Raw genomic sequence first — 15,710 nt, 5'->3', positions numbered from 1 at the left:
ACGCTCGGCCTTACCGAGCGTTTTTTGTTGTGATCACTACTCGCCCTATACCATTTCCTGCATCAATTCATCAATACAGTGTTGATGATTAAGCCCCATCTTTGTGCGTTTCGTAACAATGATTTTTGAATTGCCATAGGTAGCAGTAGCCAAAATAAAGTCCGAAGAACGCTCTTCATAGTGAATCCCCGCTTTTTCAAAAATTGGCTTAGCCCACGTCTCTAGATTGGTAAACAGGATGACATTTTGATGTTGAAGGCAGTTAAGCTCTTCAACAAATAGTGCAGCGGCATATTCCTGCGCTTTTATCTCCTCTCCATCCGGGTTCCAGCCATTTTGCGGTGCAATTTTCATCAAATTGCTCCAGGCAATCACCTCATTCCAATCCTTGTCGGTCTTCCCGTATTTTTGTTTGACCAGTTTGTAGGTAACATTCTAAAAGAAGGAACGAAAAAGGCCCGATTTTGTCCAGTTCGTATTGACCCAATTCAACGCACACTCCTCTCCTTCCGCCTGCGACTCCTCCATCGCCAATTTGATATGAGCATCCAACGTTTTCTCATCATCTCCGATGGTAAATCCGGAAGGCAGCCATTCGTTTACGGCCTGTCCTACCACCAATAAATTCTTCCCTTGATTGTATTCCTTCCCGATCATGGGATAAAAAGCCGTGTATTCTTTTTCAGGATTGTGTATCGCCTTCGTAAAGGCTAATAGATTTTCTCTAAAAAGTCGGTCGTATTCAGTTGTCATAAGAGAAGGAAAAAACGAGCAAAAATGAAGAATCGAAAAAACCTGCGCAAGCGCAGAAATAAGAGCAGATTTGAAAAATTAAAAGGCTGTAAATCAGGGATTTACAGCCTTTTCGCAGAGAGAGAGGGATTCGAACCCCCGGACCTGTTACAGTCAACGGTTTTCAAGACCGCCGCATTCGACCACTCTGCCATCTCTCTAAAACTTCCCAGAACCATTGTTTTGGGACTGCAAAGGTAGCTGTTTTCCGTGGCTTGTCAAGTCTTTTTACCAAAAAAATTAACAAAATATTGTAAAAAAACTTCGCTGAAAGACTACAAAAACAGCAATATTGTGATTTTCAAATACTTATATTCACCCAAGTGCCTGGGCTAAATCTGCAATTAAATCATCAATATGCTCTAATCCGACCGAAATACGCAGTAAATTCTTCGGACTGACCGAATGAACACCCTCGGCCGTGGCCCGGTGTTCAATCAAACTTTCTACGCCTCCCAAGCTCGTGGCCCGAATAAATACCTTTACTTTGCTCTTAACGGCCAAGGCTTCTTCTGCGCCCCCTTTTACCTGAATCGACAACATCCCCCCACCCGATGCCATCTGACGCTTGGCTACTTCGTATCCAGCGTGGCTTTTCAAAAAAGGATAATGAACGGCTTCTAATTTTGGATGGGAGCTCAAATAATGAGCCAGTTTAGCAGCATTTTCTGATTGCTGCCGCACCCGAAGTGCCAAGGTTTTAATGCCCCGGACAATCAGCCAACAATCAAAAGGCGACGGTACCGCCCCACCCAAGGCCTGAATCATCCGGGCTTTTTCGGCCAACGCACCATTGTCCTTAAAAATCAAGGCCCCACTCAGCAAATCGCTATGGCCACCAAAATACTTCGTGGCCGAATGCATCGACACATCACACCCCAAATCAAGCGGGCGTTGCAACACCGAAGTAGCCCATGTATTGTCGCAGGCAGAATAGGCCCCTTTGGCCCGTGCCAGTTCAGCTACTGCCTTTATATCCGTAATTTTTAATAAAGGATTGGAGGGCGTCTCCATCCAAACCAACTTCGTATTGGGCTGAAATGCCCCTTCTACCGCCGCTAAGTCGCTCATATCGACCTTCGAAAATTGAAGCCCCCACAAACTCAGCACATCCTGCAACAACGCGGGCGTTCCATAATACGCATCGTCGGGAATGATGACGTGGTCGCCTGGAAGCAAGCATTGAAACAAGGTGGTCGTCGCAGCCTGTCCCGACGCAAATGCCATTCCTACCTGTCCACCTTCCAGCGCCGCGTAGGCCTTTTCCAAGGCATTCCGGTTGGGATTGCTAGCCCGGGTATAAATATGTCCGTGCGCAATACTGCTATCAGGCTCCCGCTCAAAGGTTGTGGAAAGATAAATGGGGGGCACGACCGCGCTCGCGTTGGCGTCATGAAATTGCGTACTCTGAATGGCAAGTGTTTCGAAATTCATAGATTTTTGGGCATTAATATGTTAAGTCCAGCAAGTACCGTGCATCTGGTCAGTACCTTTGTTATTCGTAACTCCTTTTTTCGTTTATCCGTTTTCCATCGGCCCGTTTTCTCAAAAAAATTTCTATTTTCATTGGTTAAACACAATTTTACACCAATTCTTTTTGAAACAAAAATTAGTTGTGTAGGTTTGTAATTAGTATGCAAGCAGAATATATTTCACAACCATCAGCAATTTTATTTTCAGAACGTAATAAAAAACCGATTCATGTCTTTTGAAACATTTTCCCTGGCCATCGAAAATTACGTTGCACAAGTGGTTTTTAACCGCCCCGAACGCGCCAATGCCCTCAACCAAAAAGCCTGGCAAGAAATGAAGGCTATTTTTGAGGAACTAGACGAAAATGAGGACGTTAGAGTAATCATTTTAAGGGGCAACGGCCGACATTTTTGCGCGGGCATTGATTTGGAATTATTGATGCAAGTGGCCCAATCAGCGCAAAAATGCGAAGGGCGGAAGCGCGAGAAGCTTCGCAGACAAGTACTTGATTTACAAGCTCCCATCAATGCCATTGAGCAGTGCAGCAAGCCCGTTTTGGCGGTCATCCACGGTGGGTGCATCGGCGGCGGAGTAGACATTGTCAGTGCGTGCGATATGCGCTACTGCACCCATGACGCTTTTTTTACCATCAAAGAAATCGACATGGGCATGGTAGCCGATTTGGGAACTTTGCAGCGACTGCCCAAAATTATCCCGTCAGGTATTGCGCGCGAAATGGCCTACACAGGACGAAATGTATCGGGCCAAGAAGCCGAGCGCATCGGCCTGGCAAATCGTAGTTTTGTGGATGCAGACAGCATGTTGGCCGAAGTCATGAACATCGCTCAGGTCATTGCCGCCAAATCTCCGCTTTCTATTCGGGGTACCAAAGCCATCATGAACCATAGCCGCGACCACTCCGTGGCCGATGGATTGGAGTACATGGCCACTTGGAACGCCGCCATGCTCCTCTCTGACGACCTCACGGAAGCCTTTCAAGCCAAAATGCAAAAACGCGATGCCGCGTTTCGGTGAAAGGCGCCAGAAGATAAGAAACCAGCAGTAGGAAGTATGAGGTAGGAAATTAAGAAATCAGCACTTCAAATTTTATAAAATCGTCATTCAAAACTCCTGAACCAATGAATTTTTCTCAACCCATGCTGCGCGACGGGTCGCTTGCGGGCAAAACCATCATCGTAACGGGCGGCGGCACAGGCCTTGGTAAATCCATGGCCAAATATTTTCTCGAATTGGGGGCAAACGTCGTAATATGTAGCCGCCGTTTGGCCGTTTTGGAGGCAACTGCCCAAGAGCTAACCGAAGCCACGGGCGGACAAGTGCTACCTGCCGAGTGCGACGTGCGCAAACCCGAACAAATAGAAGCCGTCATTGAAGCGGCCATCGCTCGTTTTGGCGCGGTGCATGGTTTGGTCAATAACTCGGCTGGAAATTTTATCAGCCCTACCGAGCGCCTTTCTTACAAAGCCATCGATACGGTCGTTGATATTGTACTACGCGGCACGTATTATTTTACCCTCGCCATCGGTAAGTATTGGATTGATAATCAAATTAAAGGAACAATCCTCAACATCTCCACTACCTACGCTTGGACGGGTTCGGGCTGGGTAGTTCCTTCCGCAATGGCCAAAGCGGGTGCCCTTGCCATGACCAAATCCCTGGCCTATGAGTGGGGCAAATACGGTATTCGTCTCAATGCCATCGCCCCGGGGCCGTTTCCGACCAAAGGCGCTTGGGACCGTTTGTTCCCGAAAGAATTGGCTGAAAAATTTGCCTTTGAAAACCGTATTCCGTTGCATCGCACGGGAGAGCATCAGGAATTGGCTAATTTGGCCGCTTATCTGATGTCTGACTTTTCGGCCTACATGACGGGTGAGGTGATAACGCTCGACGGTGGTGAAGTGCTCAACGGCGGCCAATTTAATTTTCTGAACGAAGTCACGCCCGAGATGTGGGATGTGCTAGAAGCACAAATTAAAAATGCCAACCGAGCCAGCAAGCAGGAGGGTAAAAAAGAGTCCTAAAAAGCTATAAATCGAAAATAAAAAGGCGACAAAACCACATTCTTGCTTTTTAGAAACAAGAAAATGGATTTTGCCGCCTTTTAGTAGATGTATACCTACTTACGACGCAGTTTTGCTTCAATCGTCTGCTGGGTATGTGGTACCGCCCGCAAACGCTCTTTTGGAATCAACTTACCTGTGTCAATACAAATACCGTAAGTGCCATTTTTGATACGCACAAGGGCATTTTCAAGTTGAGTAATGAATTTTTGCAGGCGCGCCGCCGATTGGCTCATTTGTTCGCGTTCGCTCGTATCCACATCTTCCATCAATTTGGTCGCGGCACCTGTGTTGTCGGTTCCGCTGTCATTTTTACGGCTCAATGTGTCTTTGATGTACGCCAATTCATTGCGCGCTGCTTCTAGTTTTTGGTTGATGATACCTTCGAACTCTTTCAGCTCTTCTTCAGAGTAACGTTTTTTGTCTTCCTGTACAGTCATATAAAAATTCCGGTTTGGGGTAAAAACTTAACGGCGGAAGTTGATTAAGGCGCAAAAATACGTTTTATTCTTTTCCTACAAACCATTTAATGTTACCGTTTAATAAAAAGGTATTTTTTTTTGATTCTACAAATCCTGCTAAATACCATGGATTATTTGGAAAATAGTGGCCTTCCCCCTACACTATTCGCCACACAGTTAGATAGTTAATACAACCTTCTTCTCTTACAAATTGCACAATACCAAGACAAAACTATATTTCTACCTTTTTCGTTTTAATCCTGTTAAGTTTGCAACTGAAAACTCCCCCTCTTAGCGCAGCCAACAGGGAGTGTTTTTTTATCAACAAATGAATATTCCAAACAATCAGAATTTACAAACAATGATGACTTACATTGAGCCAGCTCCGATAAAAGATAAGGAGAATCCACTGGAGTCTATGATGTCGCGCTTTGACAAAGCAGCCGAATTATTGGGTATCAGCGACGAAATGTACCATATCCTTAAAATGCCTCGAAAGCAAGTTGTTGTGGGCCTACCCGTGACGATGGACAACGGGCAAATCAAGGTTTTTGAAGGGTATCGCGTTATTCACTCGACCATTCTGGGGCCTTCTAAAGGCGGAATTCGCTTCGACATGGGGGTAAACATTGACGAAATCAGGGCTTTAGCCGCTTGGATGACGTGGAAATGCGCCGTGGTTGACATTCCCTACGGGGGAGCAAAAGGCGGAATTGCCTGCAACCCACGCGAAATGTCGGCGGGAGAGATTGAGCGGCTGATGCGCGCTTATACCACCGCTATGCTCAACGTATTCGGTCCCGACGAAGACATTCCCGCCCCCGACATGGGCACTGGCCCGCGCGAAATGGCTTGGTTGATGGACGAATACTCCAAAGCCAAAGGCATGACCGTGCAGGGAGTCGTAACGGGCAAACCGCTGGTATTGGGCGGCTCGCTCGGCCGAACTGAAGCTACCGGACGCGGCGTAACCGTTTCGGCCCTTTCGGCCATGGAAAAAATGCGTATCAATCCGTACCGTGCTACTGCCGCCATTCAGGGATTCGGCAACGTGGGTATGTACGCGGCAGCTCTACTCCACGAACGCGGCGTAAGCGTGCAGGCCATCAGTGATATTTCGGGAGGGTATTATAATTCCAACGGAATCGACATTGAAGCCGCTATGGCTTACCGAAATGCCAACGGAGGAATGTTGGAAGGATACACCGGAGCCGAAAAAATCACCAACGAAGAGTTACTTTCTCTCCCCGTGGATGTGCTCGTTCCTGCGGCCAAAGAAGATGTGATTACCCACGAGAATGCCGCCGATATTCAGGCAAAAATGATTGTGGAAGGTGCCAACGGCCCCACTTCAGCCAGCGCCGACGCCATCATCAACAGCAAGGGAATCATGGTTGTGCCCGACATTCTGGCCAACGCGGGCGGGGTAACGGTTTCGTACTTTGAATGGGTTCAAAACCGCATCGGCTACAAATGGAATTTGGAACGCATCAACCGCCGCTCAGACCGTATCATGAAGGATGCCTTTGAAAATGTATACGCTACCTCTCAAAAATACAAAGTAAATATGCGCTTGGCGGCTTACATTGTAGCCATCGACAAAGTGGCCAGCACTTACAAATTCCGTGGTGGTTACTAATAAAGTAATGCACTGTGAGTAGCGAGTAGTGAGAAGATTGTTATTTTTGCGAGGTGAAAGGCTTAAACCTATCCCTCGCATTTTTTATTTTACCTATACTTAAACATGACTATTCATAAAGAAGGCACAGCCAGCATCGGATTAGCGGCTCTTTTTGTATTGATAACCAACGGATTGGTTCGCTATTTCTGGGGAGAGTTGGATTGGTTGACCACGGCTTGGCTGGTCGCTTCCCTTATCTTTTTCTTTATCATCCTTCAGTTTTTTCGAAAACCAGCCCGCGTTTTTTCTATCAACTCTAAACACGTCATTGCGCCGTGTGATGGAAAAGTGGTCGTCATTGAAGAGGTAATTGAAACCGAATATTTCAAAGGACCACGCCGTCAGGTGTCGATTTTTATGTCACCCATCAATGTACACATCAATTGGAATCCCATTGCGGGGGTTGTCAGTTATTTTAAGTACCATCCTGGCAAATACTTAGTGGCTTGGCACCCAAAATCCAGTACCGAAAACGAGCGCACTACTACCGTTATCAAAGCTCCCAACGGCGTAGAAGTACTTTTCAGGCAAATTGCCGGCGCATTGGCCAAACGAATAGTGTGGTACGTAAAAGAAGGGCAACAAGTAACCCAAGGCTCCGAAATGGGCTTTATCAAATTTGGCTCACGGGTAGACCTTTACTTACCCTTAGACGCCAAAATCCTTGTTAATTTAGAAGATAAAACGAAGGGCGGAATTACCGTATTGGCCGAATTAGAATAAGTGTGTTGTTGCCTTTATTTCATCCTACGAATTACCTAAACAGACTATGCTACCAACTTCTACGACTGAATCTACTTCCCGATACGAAAATCTTGACCAAATGGGTGTTCGGGAACTGCTCATCAACATCAATAATGAAGACAAAACCGTCCCCTACGCCGTCGAAAAGGCCATTCCGCAGATAGAGGCTTTGGTCGAACAAATAGTGATTCGGATGAAACAGGGAGGGCGTCTCTTCTACATTGGGGCAGGCACAAGCGGTAGATTAGGGGTAGTAGATGCATCTGAATGTCCGCCAACTTACGGTGTTCCTTTTGATTTGGTCATCGGACTGATGGCCGGGGGCGACCAAGCCATTCGGCGGGCGGTTGAAAACGCCGAGGATGACCCCGAACAGGCATGGACTGACCTTAAAGCTTACGAAATTGATAAATTGGACTCACTGGTAGGCATTGCGGCCTCAGGTCGAACCCCTTACGTGATTGGAGGATTGCAGAAAGCCCGCGAATCTGGTATTCTGACGGGTTGTATTGTCTGCAACACTGGTTCGGCGGTAGCCGCCGCCGCTGAGTATCCAGTTGAAATTGTCGTAGGCCCAGAGTTTGTCACGGGCAGTACACGCATGAAATCAGGAACCGCCCAAAAATTAGCGTTGAACATGATTTCAACCTCGGTGATGATTCAACTGGGGCGCGTAAAAGGCAATAAAATGGTCGATATGCAAATGACCAACTATAAGTTGGTGCAACGGGCCATCCGGATGGTTAGAGAAGAGCTACCTCACCTTACTTCAGAAGAAGCTCAGGCGCTGCTAGAAGCCCACGGAAGCGTACGCAATGCCGTAGAAGCGGGCAGAAAGAGCTAAAAATGAGACCAATTTGGGACGCGCTTCGCAAACACCTGCGGCAAGACTTTCGTTGGAATCTTTACGGAACCCTTGCCTTGTTTTTAGTATTGTTTATTACGTTCAATTATTCGGTCAATCTCGAACGCGGCATCATTGATAGCTACCGGGGCAATCCACTACGTATTGTCTGGTATTTTTTGCTCTACTGTTTTGCCTATTACGGTGGTTTATTGATTTATTTGGGTTTTACCAAAGAATGGTGGCGCGTCAAAAACCCCCGATTCTGGATCTATAGCGTATTTATTTTGGCCGTTTTGGGGCTTGACGGCGGTTTTTACGGGTACAATTCCCTGAGTCGAACGCTCTTTGATGGCGCGGTATACAGCTATTTGTTTCATTGCTTCACCAATGTATCTTCGGCGTTGACCGTTTTTTTACCATTGGTTCTATTTTACTATTTTGTCGATAATCAACGCCATCATTTTTACGGGCTTCAACCCAAATGGACCAAGTTAAAGCCTTACTTTATACTGGTTTCGTTGATGCTTCCACTGATTGCGTGGGCCTCTTTTCAACCCGATTTTTTACGCTCCTATCCCACCTATTTTGACTCCAACGCCGACGAATATTTTGGGGTGTCGCGCTGGATTACGACCTTGCTTTATGAGCTATTGTATGCGTTTGACTTTGTATCTACAGAGCTGATGTTCAGGGGATTTATGGTCATCGGAATGGCCCATTTATTGGGCAGAGGTGCCATCATTCCGATGGTAGTTTGTTATGCTTCGCTGCATTTTGGCAAGCCCCTCGGCGAAACCATCGGCTCCATTTTTGGCGGTTATATCTTGGGCGTGATTGCGCTGGAATCACGCAGTATTTGGGGCGGTATCATCGTACACGTGGGCGTGGCGTGGATGATGGATTTGGCGGCATGGCTACAAAAATTGTAGCCATCTCCTTATTTATTTCCCTTCTGGAAAAACAAACACTTTGTTATCCAACACGGGATTGATGGTTATTTTCTCGATGATAATCGTCTGCCCTTCTTGTCCACTTATTCGATAACGCATTTCAAAAGGAAACATCATTCCATCTACTTTTTGGAAGTTGTTGTACATGATTTCCTGCGAAATTCCCCTTACGGGTCCATTATTTATCAAACCCCGCGACATTAAAAGGTTGGAATTTTGGGCGTCAAAGTAATAAATCATACTGTTTTCTTCTACTTTCTTATTTCGTTTGAGCGCCTTTTTGGTTAGTTTGAGCTTGATACAATCTACGTTACCCACTTTTTCTCGCCCTTGCACCTCTGCGGTATAGCCTTTGGACTTATAATCTAGAAAGGGATTGGGGAAATCGACATCCGTTTCTTGCTGGATATTATAAGCATCCTCCTCCGACATGATTTCGGGAAGTTTGGTTACGGCATTGGTCGACCACGCGATTTTTCCATCATACGCCATCTGAACAAACTCGACTCCGTTGACAACCGTCACCATTTTTAGTTTTCCACTTTTTTCCTGAAGTATTGTTACAGGAATTTCCACCGACTGCATTTTGATTTTCCCTTCCATTCGAAGAGATTTAATGGTCGATAATTTGTCTTTGCCACCCGTTTGATTTAAATAACTATTCACAACTTCATCGGGAGTTTGCGCCCTTACCACCACTGTCATTACCCCCAACGCAACAAGCACCATTGATTTGATTGTGTTCATTCTTCTTTCGTTTATTTGCGATATATTAATAATAAATAGGTGCGAAAACGCCTAGTTACGCAGTGCTACTTAACGATAAATAAAACGCATTTTCACCGCTAGAGGTATATCTGCTCAGGTTAAAAAAACACATTTCAACCATTGATAAACCTAAAATTACAGCACGGCTTTCACGGTATACCCCTGTTTTTTAAGCAGTTGCAATACGCCTTTTGCTCCTCCCAAATGTCCTGCACCTACCGCAAAAAAAGTGGATTTTGACTTCATGGCCTTTTCCATGATGGGTACCCAAGCCGTATTTCGGTTGGCCAATAAAATATCTTCGTAACCATTAAAATCCCATTCGCTGTTGTCCATCAATTTTAGAAGCCCTTCCAAATCCTGCTTTTTGTAGAGCGTCACCATTTCGCCAAATTCTTTGGTGGATTCATCTTTTTTTCGAACCATATCCGCCAACAATCCCGCCTGTTTTTCATAGGGAATTTGATCAAAAACCCCCATCTGAAGTTCCACCGTTTCAAGTCCCAGCACCTCTTTTTTGGCACTGGAAGCCATCTGGGTAAACACCAATTCGTAGGATTGGGGCTGGCAACTCAGCAGGGTTGTGTACAGCATCGACATAAGCGCAAATGGCTTCATTCCACCCATTTGGTCAAGGTTTGCCCCCATTTTGGCTTTAAAATAGTCGCTCAATAGCGTATACTCCTCGGGCTTGAGATAGTCTTTCATTTTCTTGCCGTTGGTGAGCATCATCAGCTGCATCATCTTCGACATCAGGGTTGGATCATCCATATCAAGTTCGAGGTAAACCTGCTCGGTTTTCTTGAAAGCCGCTTTGGTCGAATCGGTCATAAAATAGTCATTGGGACAAATCATGTGGATGGTTCCGTAAACGTACGACGGCTTCGTCAGGCCATTGCCCGACACCTCCCACAAAAGGGATTTTTCTTGGGCATGACTCCACTGGATAAAAAAACAAAATACGAGAAGCTGAATTGTTTTCATGGTTATTAATATATGGGTTGCTTAGATTCCCTTTAAACGCGCCTTTACCACTAAATGTTACGAGAAGTCTATTAACTGAACGACCACCGATTTTTTTTCGGTAAAGATAGAAGAATAAATAAATTACCAACTGCCGCCGCCACCACCGCCAAAACCACCACCGCTACTGCCACCACCACCGCTACTACCACTCTTGGAAGGAGCGCTCGTGAGGGTATTGCTCATGGTTTGGGAAGCATCCTGAAAACGACGAGCAAACTGTGAGGTCGTAAATCCGTTGACGTTGGAGGAATACCAACTGGGCGGGGGAACATTGAGCGCCTCAAATTTTTGGGACCAATTATCGGTCAAATTAAACACCATCGCGTAAGGCAAGGTCTTATCAAAATAATGCGGGTCATCGCGGATGAGTTGCTGAAGGCGAGGCAGTTCTACGGTCTGCATAAACATTCGATACCCTGCCAATTGGCGGTACATCTCCACCCCTAAAAGCGATTTTTTAGGCATTTTTCGGCTGAGCACCACCATCACCAGCCCAAGAACCAGCGCTCCAGCGCCAGTTTCTACGGATACAAACCCAATCTCTGGTATTCCTTCAAACGAAAAAGTAAACAACACACAAAGCCCAAACAACACATAGCCTCCAATTTTCATGGCTTTGCCCGCGTCAATTCCGCTGCCTTCGTAGTGGCGATTTGCCTCAATTTTATTCTTGAGCAATTCGGTGACTTTCTCCATTGTTTTGTAAAAAGTAAGCCGCAACGAAGAAAGCAAGACCGAATTTTGTCCGCTGAAAAGTCCGTCAAACAAGCGCTTTTCGTAAGGAGTGGCCGTCTCAGGCAGGAAGTTTAGACGGGTCAATTTATAGTCTGTATTTTTCAATAAGCCAAGCAGCACAACCGTTTCTATTTCTTCAATTTTAATCAACCCCTGCGATGCCCAGTAGGGAATCAAGGAAATAATATCGTGGTCGTGCAACTTATCATCAATCAGAACACCCGCTTCGGCAGGGGTCATGTTTAGGGGTGGATAGAACTGCGGTACAATTGTAATGGGCTTGTCGCGGCCTTTATTATACCAAAACCAAAACACAAAAATGAGCGGAAGGAGAGAATAAAAAATCCATTGGTTATTAGTCCAACCACGCTTCCAAGCCACGTTTGACGAAAACGCTAATGCCCCAAAAGGAACACTCACGGCAGGCTGATAAAAATAATCATCGGAAGAAATAGGCTTAGTAGATTCAATAATGATGTTGTGGCCATCGGTACGAGAAGTGAGCCACTCCGAATTGAAATCCGACGACTCGTTGGCCAGCCACTTGGCTTCTACCGCCGAAACGGGCAACGTAATCAGCGTTTTGCAAGCAAGAATTGGTTCGTTCAAAAAGTAATTTTTGTGCCTGAAAAAGACCCGAGAATACCCTGCATTTTGGGCATCATCAGCCACGTTGCCCTTAAGGGTGTAGCGCAATTCAACCCTTCGCTCCTCTCCCGCTTTCACATCGTTAAAATGTATTTTGAAAGGCTCCTCTTTATCCTGAACTGCCCCTTGCCACCGCACATTTTCAATCGTATAGTACGTATGATTGTGTAGCCACCGCCCCGACATTCCAAAGGCTCTTTCCGCAACAAAATTATCAATCGGAATCCACAAACTATTGACGGTATTGACAAATTTCAGGTCGGCTTTGATGCTTACTTCGGTCGAACCATCCTTCTGAATCGTATAATGTGTATCGTAATGTTTGAGAAAGAATTTTTTGGCGAGAAAGGACACGTCACCCGCTTCGTAGCGAATGTTGTCTTTCGGAAACCTCAAGTTCAGGGTCCATGCTTGATTCAATTCGAGGGGTTGAGAAATCGTACCCTTGAGCGTTTGGTTATCAACCCATTGTGATTGGGACGCGTTGGAGGTACTCCCCGAAGCGCCCGTAAAAGTGGCAAACAAAACGGGATTGTACGTAGATTGGGGCTGGGGCAAATGCACGGTATAGGTTGCTTTTTCAATGCGTGCATTCCACTGATCCCCAATCAAATTCCAGTTAATTTCTACGTGGTCACTATAATAGGCTGCAATATTATCAACTTCATATTCAATTATATAGCGCTGAGAACCTTCTACTTTTTTATTTTCATCGCCGATTTTTATCCTTAAATAATTCTCTTCTGGTTCAAGCAAATATGTAGCCGGCTGTACCCGTATATTGCGAATTGGCATGACAAGCATGTTGTTGTGCAGCAATTTGTAAGTTGCACTTTCAAGGCCCGCCTGAAATTCAATGTTATAACGCGTCGGAATGTCCTTATAGATTCCGTGTTTGGCTTCGGTAAAAAATACGTCGATGGTTTCTTTGATGTTAAGCGCTCCGTTTGCCCGAACGGTCAAATCAATGCCGAAGTGCTTAATCGCAAAACCCTGCCCGCACACCTGAAAGCAAACGCTCCACAAAACCAGAAAGTAAAAATATCTTTTTTTAAAGGATAACATGATTGAACAACGCTGATTAAAAGGAGATTTTTACATTTTGCGACTCTTCAGGATTCGTTAGTTCAAAGAACGTTTTTTTGGTAAAATGAAAAAGTCCCGCCACCAGATTAGACGGAAATGAATCGCATTTTGTGTTGTAATCGCGCACGGTGGCATTGTAATAGCGCCGGCTGTTTTGCAAATCATCCTCTATTTTTTCTACGGCGGCTTGTAAATCGGCAAAATTTTGGTTTGCTTTCAAATCGGGATAGTTTTCGGCAAGGGCAAATACCGACCTCAGCCCTTGCGAGAGGGCCGCACTGGCCTGTGCCTGAGCGCTTACGTCGAGCGGAGAGGCATAAACGGCCGCATTTCGCAACTGAATCACTTTTTCGAGGGTTTCACTTTCGTGTTTGGCGTAGCCTTTTACGGTGGTCACCAAGTTAGGAATCAAGTCAAAACGGCGCTTCAACTGCACCGATATTCCACTCCAGGCCTCATCGACCAAGGCCCGTCCACTGACAAGGCCGTTGTAGATGGCAATGCCCCCAATCAGCAGAAGTGCGGCAACCGACAAAATGATGTAAAATGGATTCATGTTTTTTTAGCGTTAAGTTATCAAAAGAGGAACGAAATGAATTTAAATTGGATTGGGTGAGCATTATCACAAAGATTCTCCCTGAAAGCCCAACGAAAAAATGAAACAAAGGGAAGCGTAGGAAGTATATATTCAAACGTAGAAAAGGGGCGTTTAATCGTTGTGAATCAATTGAAAAAGCCTCAAACAATTAATCAAATTTAAGCAACTGAAAAATATTCCTAATATACAAATTTTAGCCAATTGGTGAATCGAAAGCTGATAATTCAATCCATCAAAAATTTATCCCACAAAAAAAGGATAAGCCCCATTTTTTTTGAGACTTACCCACGCAATAGTAGCACTATTTGTTTGACAAATTAATTAACTCTTCCTTCTGGACGCGGAAGCAATCTCGTCCAATCCATTCACCAAACGGTCAAGGTCTTTCGGAGTATGATATACGTGAGGAGTGACGCGTACCCCTTTGATGTTTTCCCATTCAATACCCGTAGTGTGAATTTTGAATTTATTGTACAACTGGCTATCCACTTCGGAGGTTTTTAAGCCCTCAACCGAAACCAACGCGATGGCACAGGCATAATTGGGATTGGGCGATGTATGGATTTTCACCCCGGGAATTTGACGGGCTTTATCTGTCCAGTACCGCTGAAGATAATGCGCCCGGGCCTGCTTACGGGCCGCACCGAGTGATAATTGAAAGTCAACCGCCGTGCCAATCGCCATTTCGGAGGCAAACGAGCGCGTTCCTAAACTTTCAAATTTGCGGATATCGGGTCCATCGGGTTCATTGTTGGACAATAGCGCCCATACTTTCGAAATTTTGTCTTTTTTGACGTACATCAACCCACTGCCAAACGGCGCACCCAGCCATTTGTGGAGACTGGTGGCGTAGTAATCGCAGCCTAAATCAGGAATTTTAAAATCCAATAAGGCAAACGTATGGGCGCCATCGGCAATGACTTCAATGCCGCGTTTGTGGGCTTCATCTGCAATTTTACGAACAGGAACGGTCTGACCAATCCAGTTAATCATGTGCGTCACGTGTACAACTTTGGTACGTGACGTAAACGCACTGACGTATTTGTCCACAAAATACGCATCGTTTTCCTGCGGCAGGTCGAGATTTATCCAAACCAGCTTGATACCATCTCGTTTTTCGCGCTGTTTCCAGGCATTTATCATGTTCGGATAATCTTGTTTGGTCAACACCACCTCGTCGCCAGGCTTTAAATCCAAGCCAAAAATCACCGTATTCAGTCCTTCGGTGGCGTTGCGGTTGATGGCTACTTCTTCGGCCGAGCAGCCCGCCAAATCGGCCAATTTGCTCCGCAGCGACTCGCGACCTTGATCCAAAATTCGCCACATATAGTAGCTAGGGGCTTCATTGCAGTATTGATAAAAACGAATGTGGGCATCCTGCACTGAGCGCGGCTGCGGACACACGCCCCCGTTGTTGAGATTCAACAAATTGGGTGAAACGGTATATTCGGTCTTTACAAAAGCCCAAAAGTCTTCATTTTGAGCAGCTTCCAACGGTGAAAGATGCGATACCTGACGGTTGAGCGTTTCAAAGTTTTGGGCTTCGGCAGGGGCTAAAAAGGGTGGAAGGGTCAAGGCACCAGCAGCAGTGCCGAGCGACCCTAGAAATTGGCGTCGGTTAAACATTGTTTAGGAATTATTTGATTTGGTGATGCGGCCATACAATACTACAAAGAGGCTTTCAAAAAATCAAATCCTGAACCGTTTAATAAAACAGGGGTGTCATTTTATCCCCTTTTACCCATTTAATATTTATCCTTTAATTACATTTGCATCGGATTGGTACATATCCTCCAAACTTATTATCCAACTTAATTTTC

General features: G+C 45.6%; 15 protein-coding genes and 1 tRNA gene. 6 read left to right on the top strand and 10 right to left on the bottom strand.

Translation table 11 applies throughout. The features are described 5' to 3' along the window. Positions 1 to 45 precede the first annotated feature (45 nt). The 4 genes from GVN20_RS14540 to GVN20_RS14525 form a co-directional block, all read right to left on the bottom strand. The gene (locus GVN20_RS14540; protein WP_166559029.1) at positions 46 to 354 is read right to left on the bottom strand and encodes a hypothetical protein; all 309 of its coding nucleotides are present in this window, start codon (positions 352 to 354) and stop codon (positions 46 to 48) included. Positions 355 to 435: 81 nt separating this feature from the next. Further along, a complete protein-coding gene (locus GVN20_RS14535; RefSeq protein WP_166559028.1) occupies positions 436 to 753 on the bottom strand; it encodes a hypothetical protein in 318 nt (105 codons plus the stop codon). 115 nt (positions 754 to 868) lie between these two features. Beyond that, positions 869 to 953, bottom strand: a tRNA-Ser gene (locus tag GVN20_RS14530). 154 nt (positions 954 to 1,107) lie between these two features. Continuing rightward, positions 1,108 to 2,226 carry a PLP-dependent aspartate aminotransferase family protein gene (locus GVN20_RS14525; protein ID WP_166559027.1) on the bottom strand — a complete coding sequence of 373 codons (1,119 nt, stop codon included), beginning with the start codon at positions 2,224 to 2,226 and terminating at the stop codon, positions 1,108 to 1,110. A 267-nt stretch (positions 2,227 to 2,493) separates the two neighbouring features. On the opposite strand from GVN20_RS14525, the gene GVN20_RS14520 reads away from it, so the two are divergent. Together GVN20_RS14520 and GVN20_RS14515 are read left to right on the top strand one after the other, a co-directional pair. Next, a complete protein-coding gene (locus GVN20_RS14520) occupies positions 2,494 to 3,300 on the top strand; it encodes a crotonase/enoyl-CoA hydratase family protein (protein ID WP_166559026.1) in 807 nt (268 codons plus the stop codon). A 104-nt stretch (positions 3,301 to 3,404) separates the two neighbouring features. Further along, positions 3,405 to 4,307, top strand: coding sequence for an SDR family oxidoreductase (locus GVN20_RS14515; protein ID WP_166559025.1), 903 nt, complete (start codon positions 3,405 to 3,407; stop codon positions 4,305 to 4,307). 95 nt (positions 4,308 to 4,402) lie between these two features. Here the strand turns inward: GVN20_RS14515 and GVN20_RS14510 are convergent, their stop codons facing one another. Next, the gene (locus GVN20_RS14510) at positions 4,403 to 4,786 is read right to left on the bottom strand and encodes a TraR/DksA C4-type zinc finger protein (RefSeq protein WP_166559024.1); all 384 of its coding nucleotides are present in this window, start codon (positions 4,784 to 4,786) and stop codon (positions 4,403 to 4,405) included. A gap of 385 nt (positions 4,787 to 5,171) precedes the next feature. On the opposite strand from GVN20_RS14510, the gene GVN20_RS14505 reads away from it, so the two are divergent. The 4 genes from GVN20_RS14505 to GVN20_RS14490 all read left to right on the top strand — a co-directional run bounded on the left by GVN20_RS14505 (position 5,172) and on the right by GVN20_RS14490 (position 9,008). Continuing rightward, positions 5,172 to 6,446: a Glu/Leu/Phe/Val dehydrogenase gene (locus GVN20_RS14505; RefSeq protein WP_166559122.1), complete on the top strand. Its 1,275-nt coding sequence runs from the start codon at positions 5,172 to 5,174 to the stop codon at positions 6,444 to 6,446. A 105-nt stretch (positions 6,447 to 6,551) separates the two neighbouring features. Further along, positions 6,552 to 7,211, top strand: a complete 660-nt coding sequence (locus GVN20_RS14500; protein WP_166559023.1) for a phosphatidylserine decarboxylase family protein — start codon at positions 6,552 to 6,554, stop codon at positions 7,209 to 7,211. Between the two features lie 46 nt (positions 7,212 to 7,257). Continuing rightward, a complete protein-coding gene (gene murQ / locus GVN20_RS14495) occupies positions 7,258 to 8,076 on the top strand; it encodes an N-acetylmuramic acid 6-phosphate etherase (RefSeq protein ID WP_166559022.1) in 819 nt (272 codons plus the stop codon). A 2-nt stretch (positions 8,077 to 8,078) separates the two neighbouring features. Then, a complete protein-coding gene (locus tag GVN20_RS14490) occupies positions 8,079 to 9,008 on the top strand; it encodes a CPBP family intramembrane glutamic endopeptidase (RefSeq protein WP_166559021.1) in 930 nt (309 codons plus the stop codon). Between the two features lie 12 nt (positions 9,009 to 9,020). On the opposite strand, the gene GVN20_RS14485 is transcribed toward GVN20_RS14490, so the two are convergent. The 5 genes from GVN20_RS14485 to GVN20_RS14465 all read right to left on the bottom strand — a co-directional run bounded on the left by GVN20_RS14485 (position 9,021) and on the right by GVN20_RS14465 (position 15,516). Continuing rightward, positions 9,021 to 9,776: a hypothetical protein gene (locus GVN20_RS14485; protein ID WP_166559020.1), complete on the bottom strand. Its 756-nt coding sequence runs from the start codon at positions 9,774 to 9,776 to the stop codon at positions 9,021 to 9,023. A gap of 156 nt (positions 9,777 to 9,932) precedes the next feature. Continuing rightward, a complete protein-coding gene (locus GVN20_RS14480) occupies positions 9,933 to 10,781 on the bottom strand; it encodes a TraB/GumN family protein (protein ID WP_166559019.1) in 849 nt (282 codons plus the stop codon). 123 nt (positions 10,782 to 10,904) lie between these two features. After that, positions 10,905 to 13,271: a DUF2207 domain-containing protein gene (locus GVN20_RS14475; RefSeq protein ID WP_166559018.1), complete on the bottom strand. Its 2,367-nt coding sequence runs from the start codon at positions 13,269 to 13,271 to the stop codon at positions 10,905 to 10,907. Between the two features lie 16 nt (positions 13,272 to 13,287). Next, positions 13,288 to 13,848 (bottom strand): LemA family protein, encoded by a 561-nt coding sequence (locus GVN20_RS14470; protein ID WP_114464435.1) that lies wholly within the window; start codon positions 13,846 to 13,848, stop codon positions 13,288 to 13,290. Between the two features lie 363 nt (positions 13,849 to 14,211). Next, positions 14,212 to 15,516 (bottom strand): aminotransferase class V-fold PLP-dependent enzyme, encoded by a 1,305-nt coding sequence (locus tag GVN20_RS14465; protein WP_166559017.1) that lies wholly within the window; start codon positions 15,514 to 15,516, stop codon positions 14,212 to 14,214. Positions 15,517 to 15,710 lie beyond the last annotated feature (194 nt).

Source organism: Runella sp. CRIBMP (genome assembly GCF_009905605.1).
Classification (GTDB): Bacteria; Bacteroidota; Bacteroidia; order Cytophagales; family Spirosomataceae; genus Runella.
Note: the sequence above shows the minus strand (reverse complement) of the source record. Positions and strands in the feature narration are given on the sequence as shown.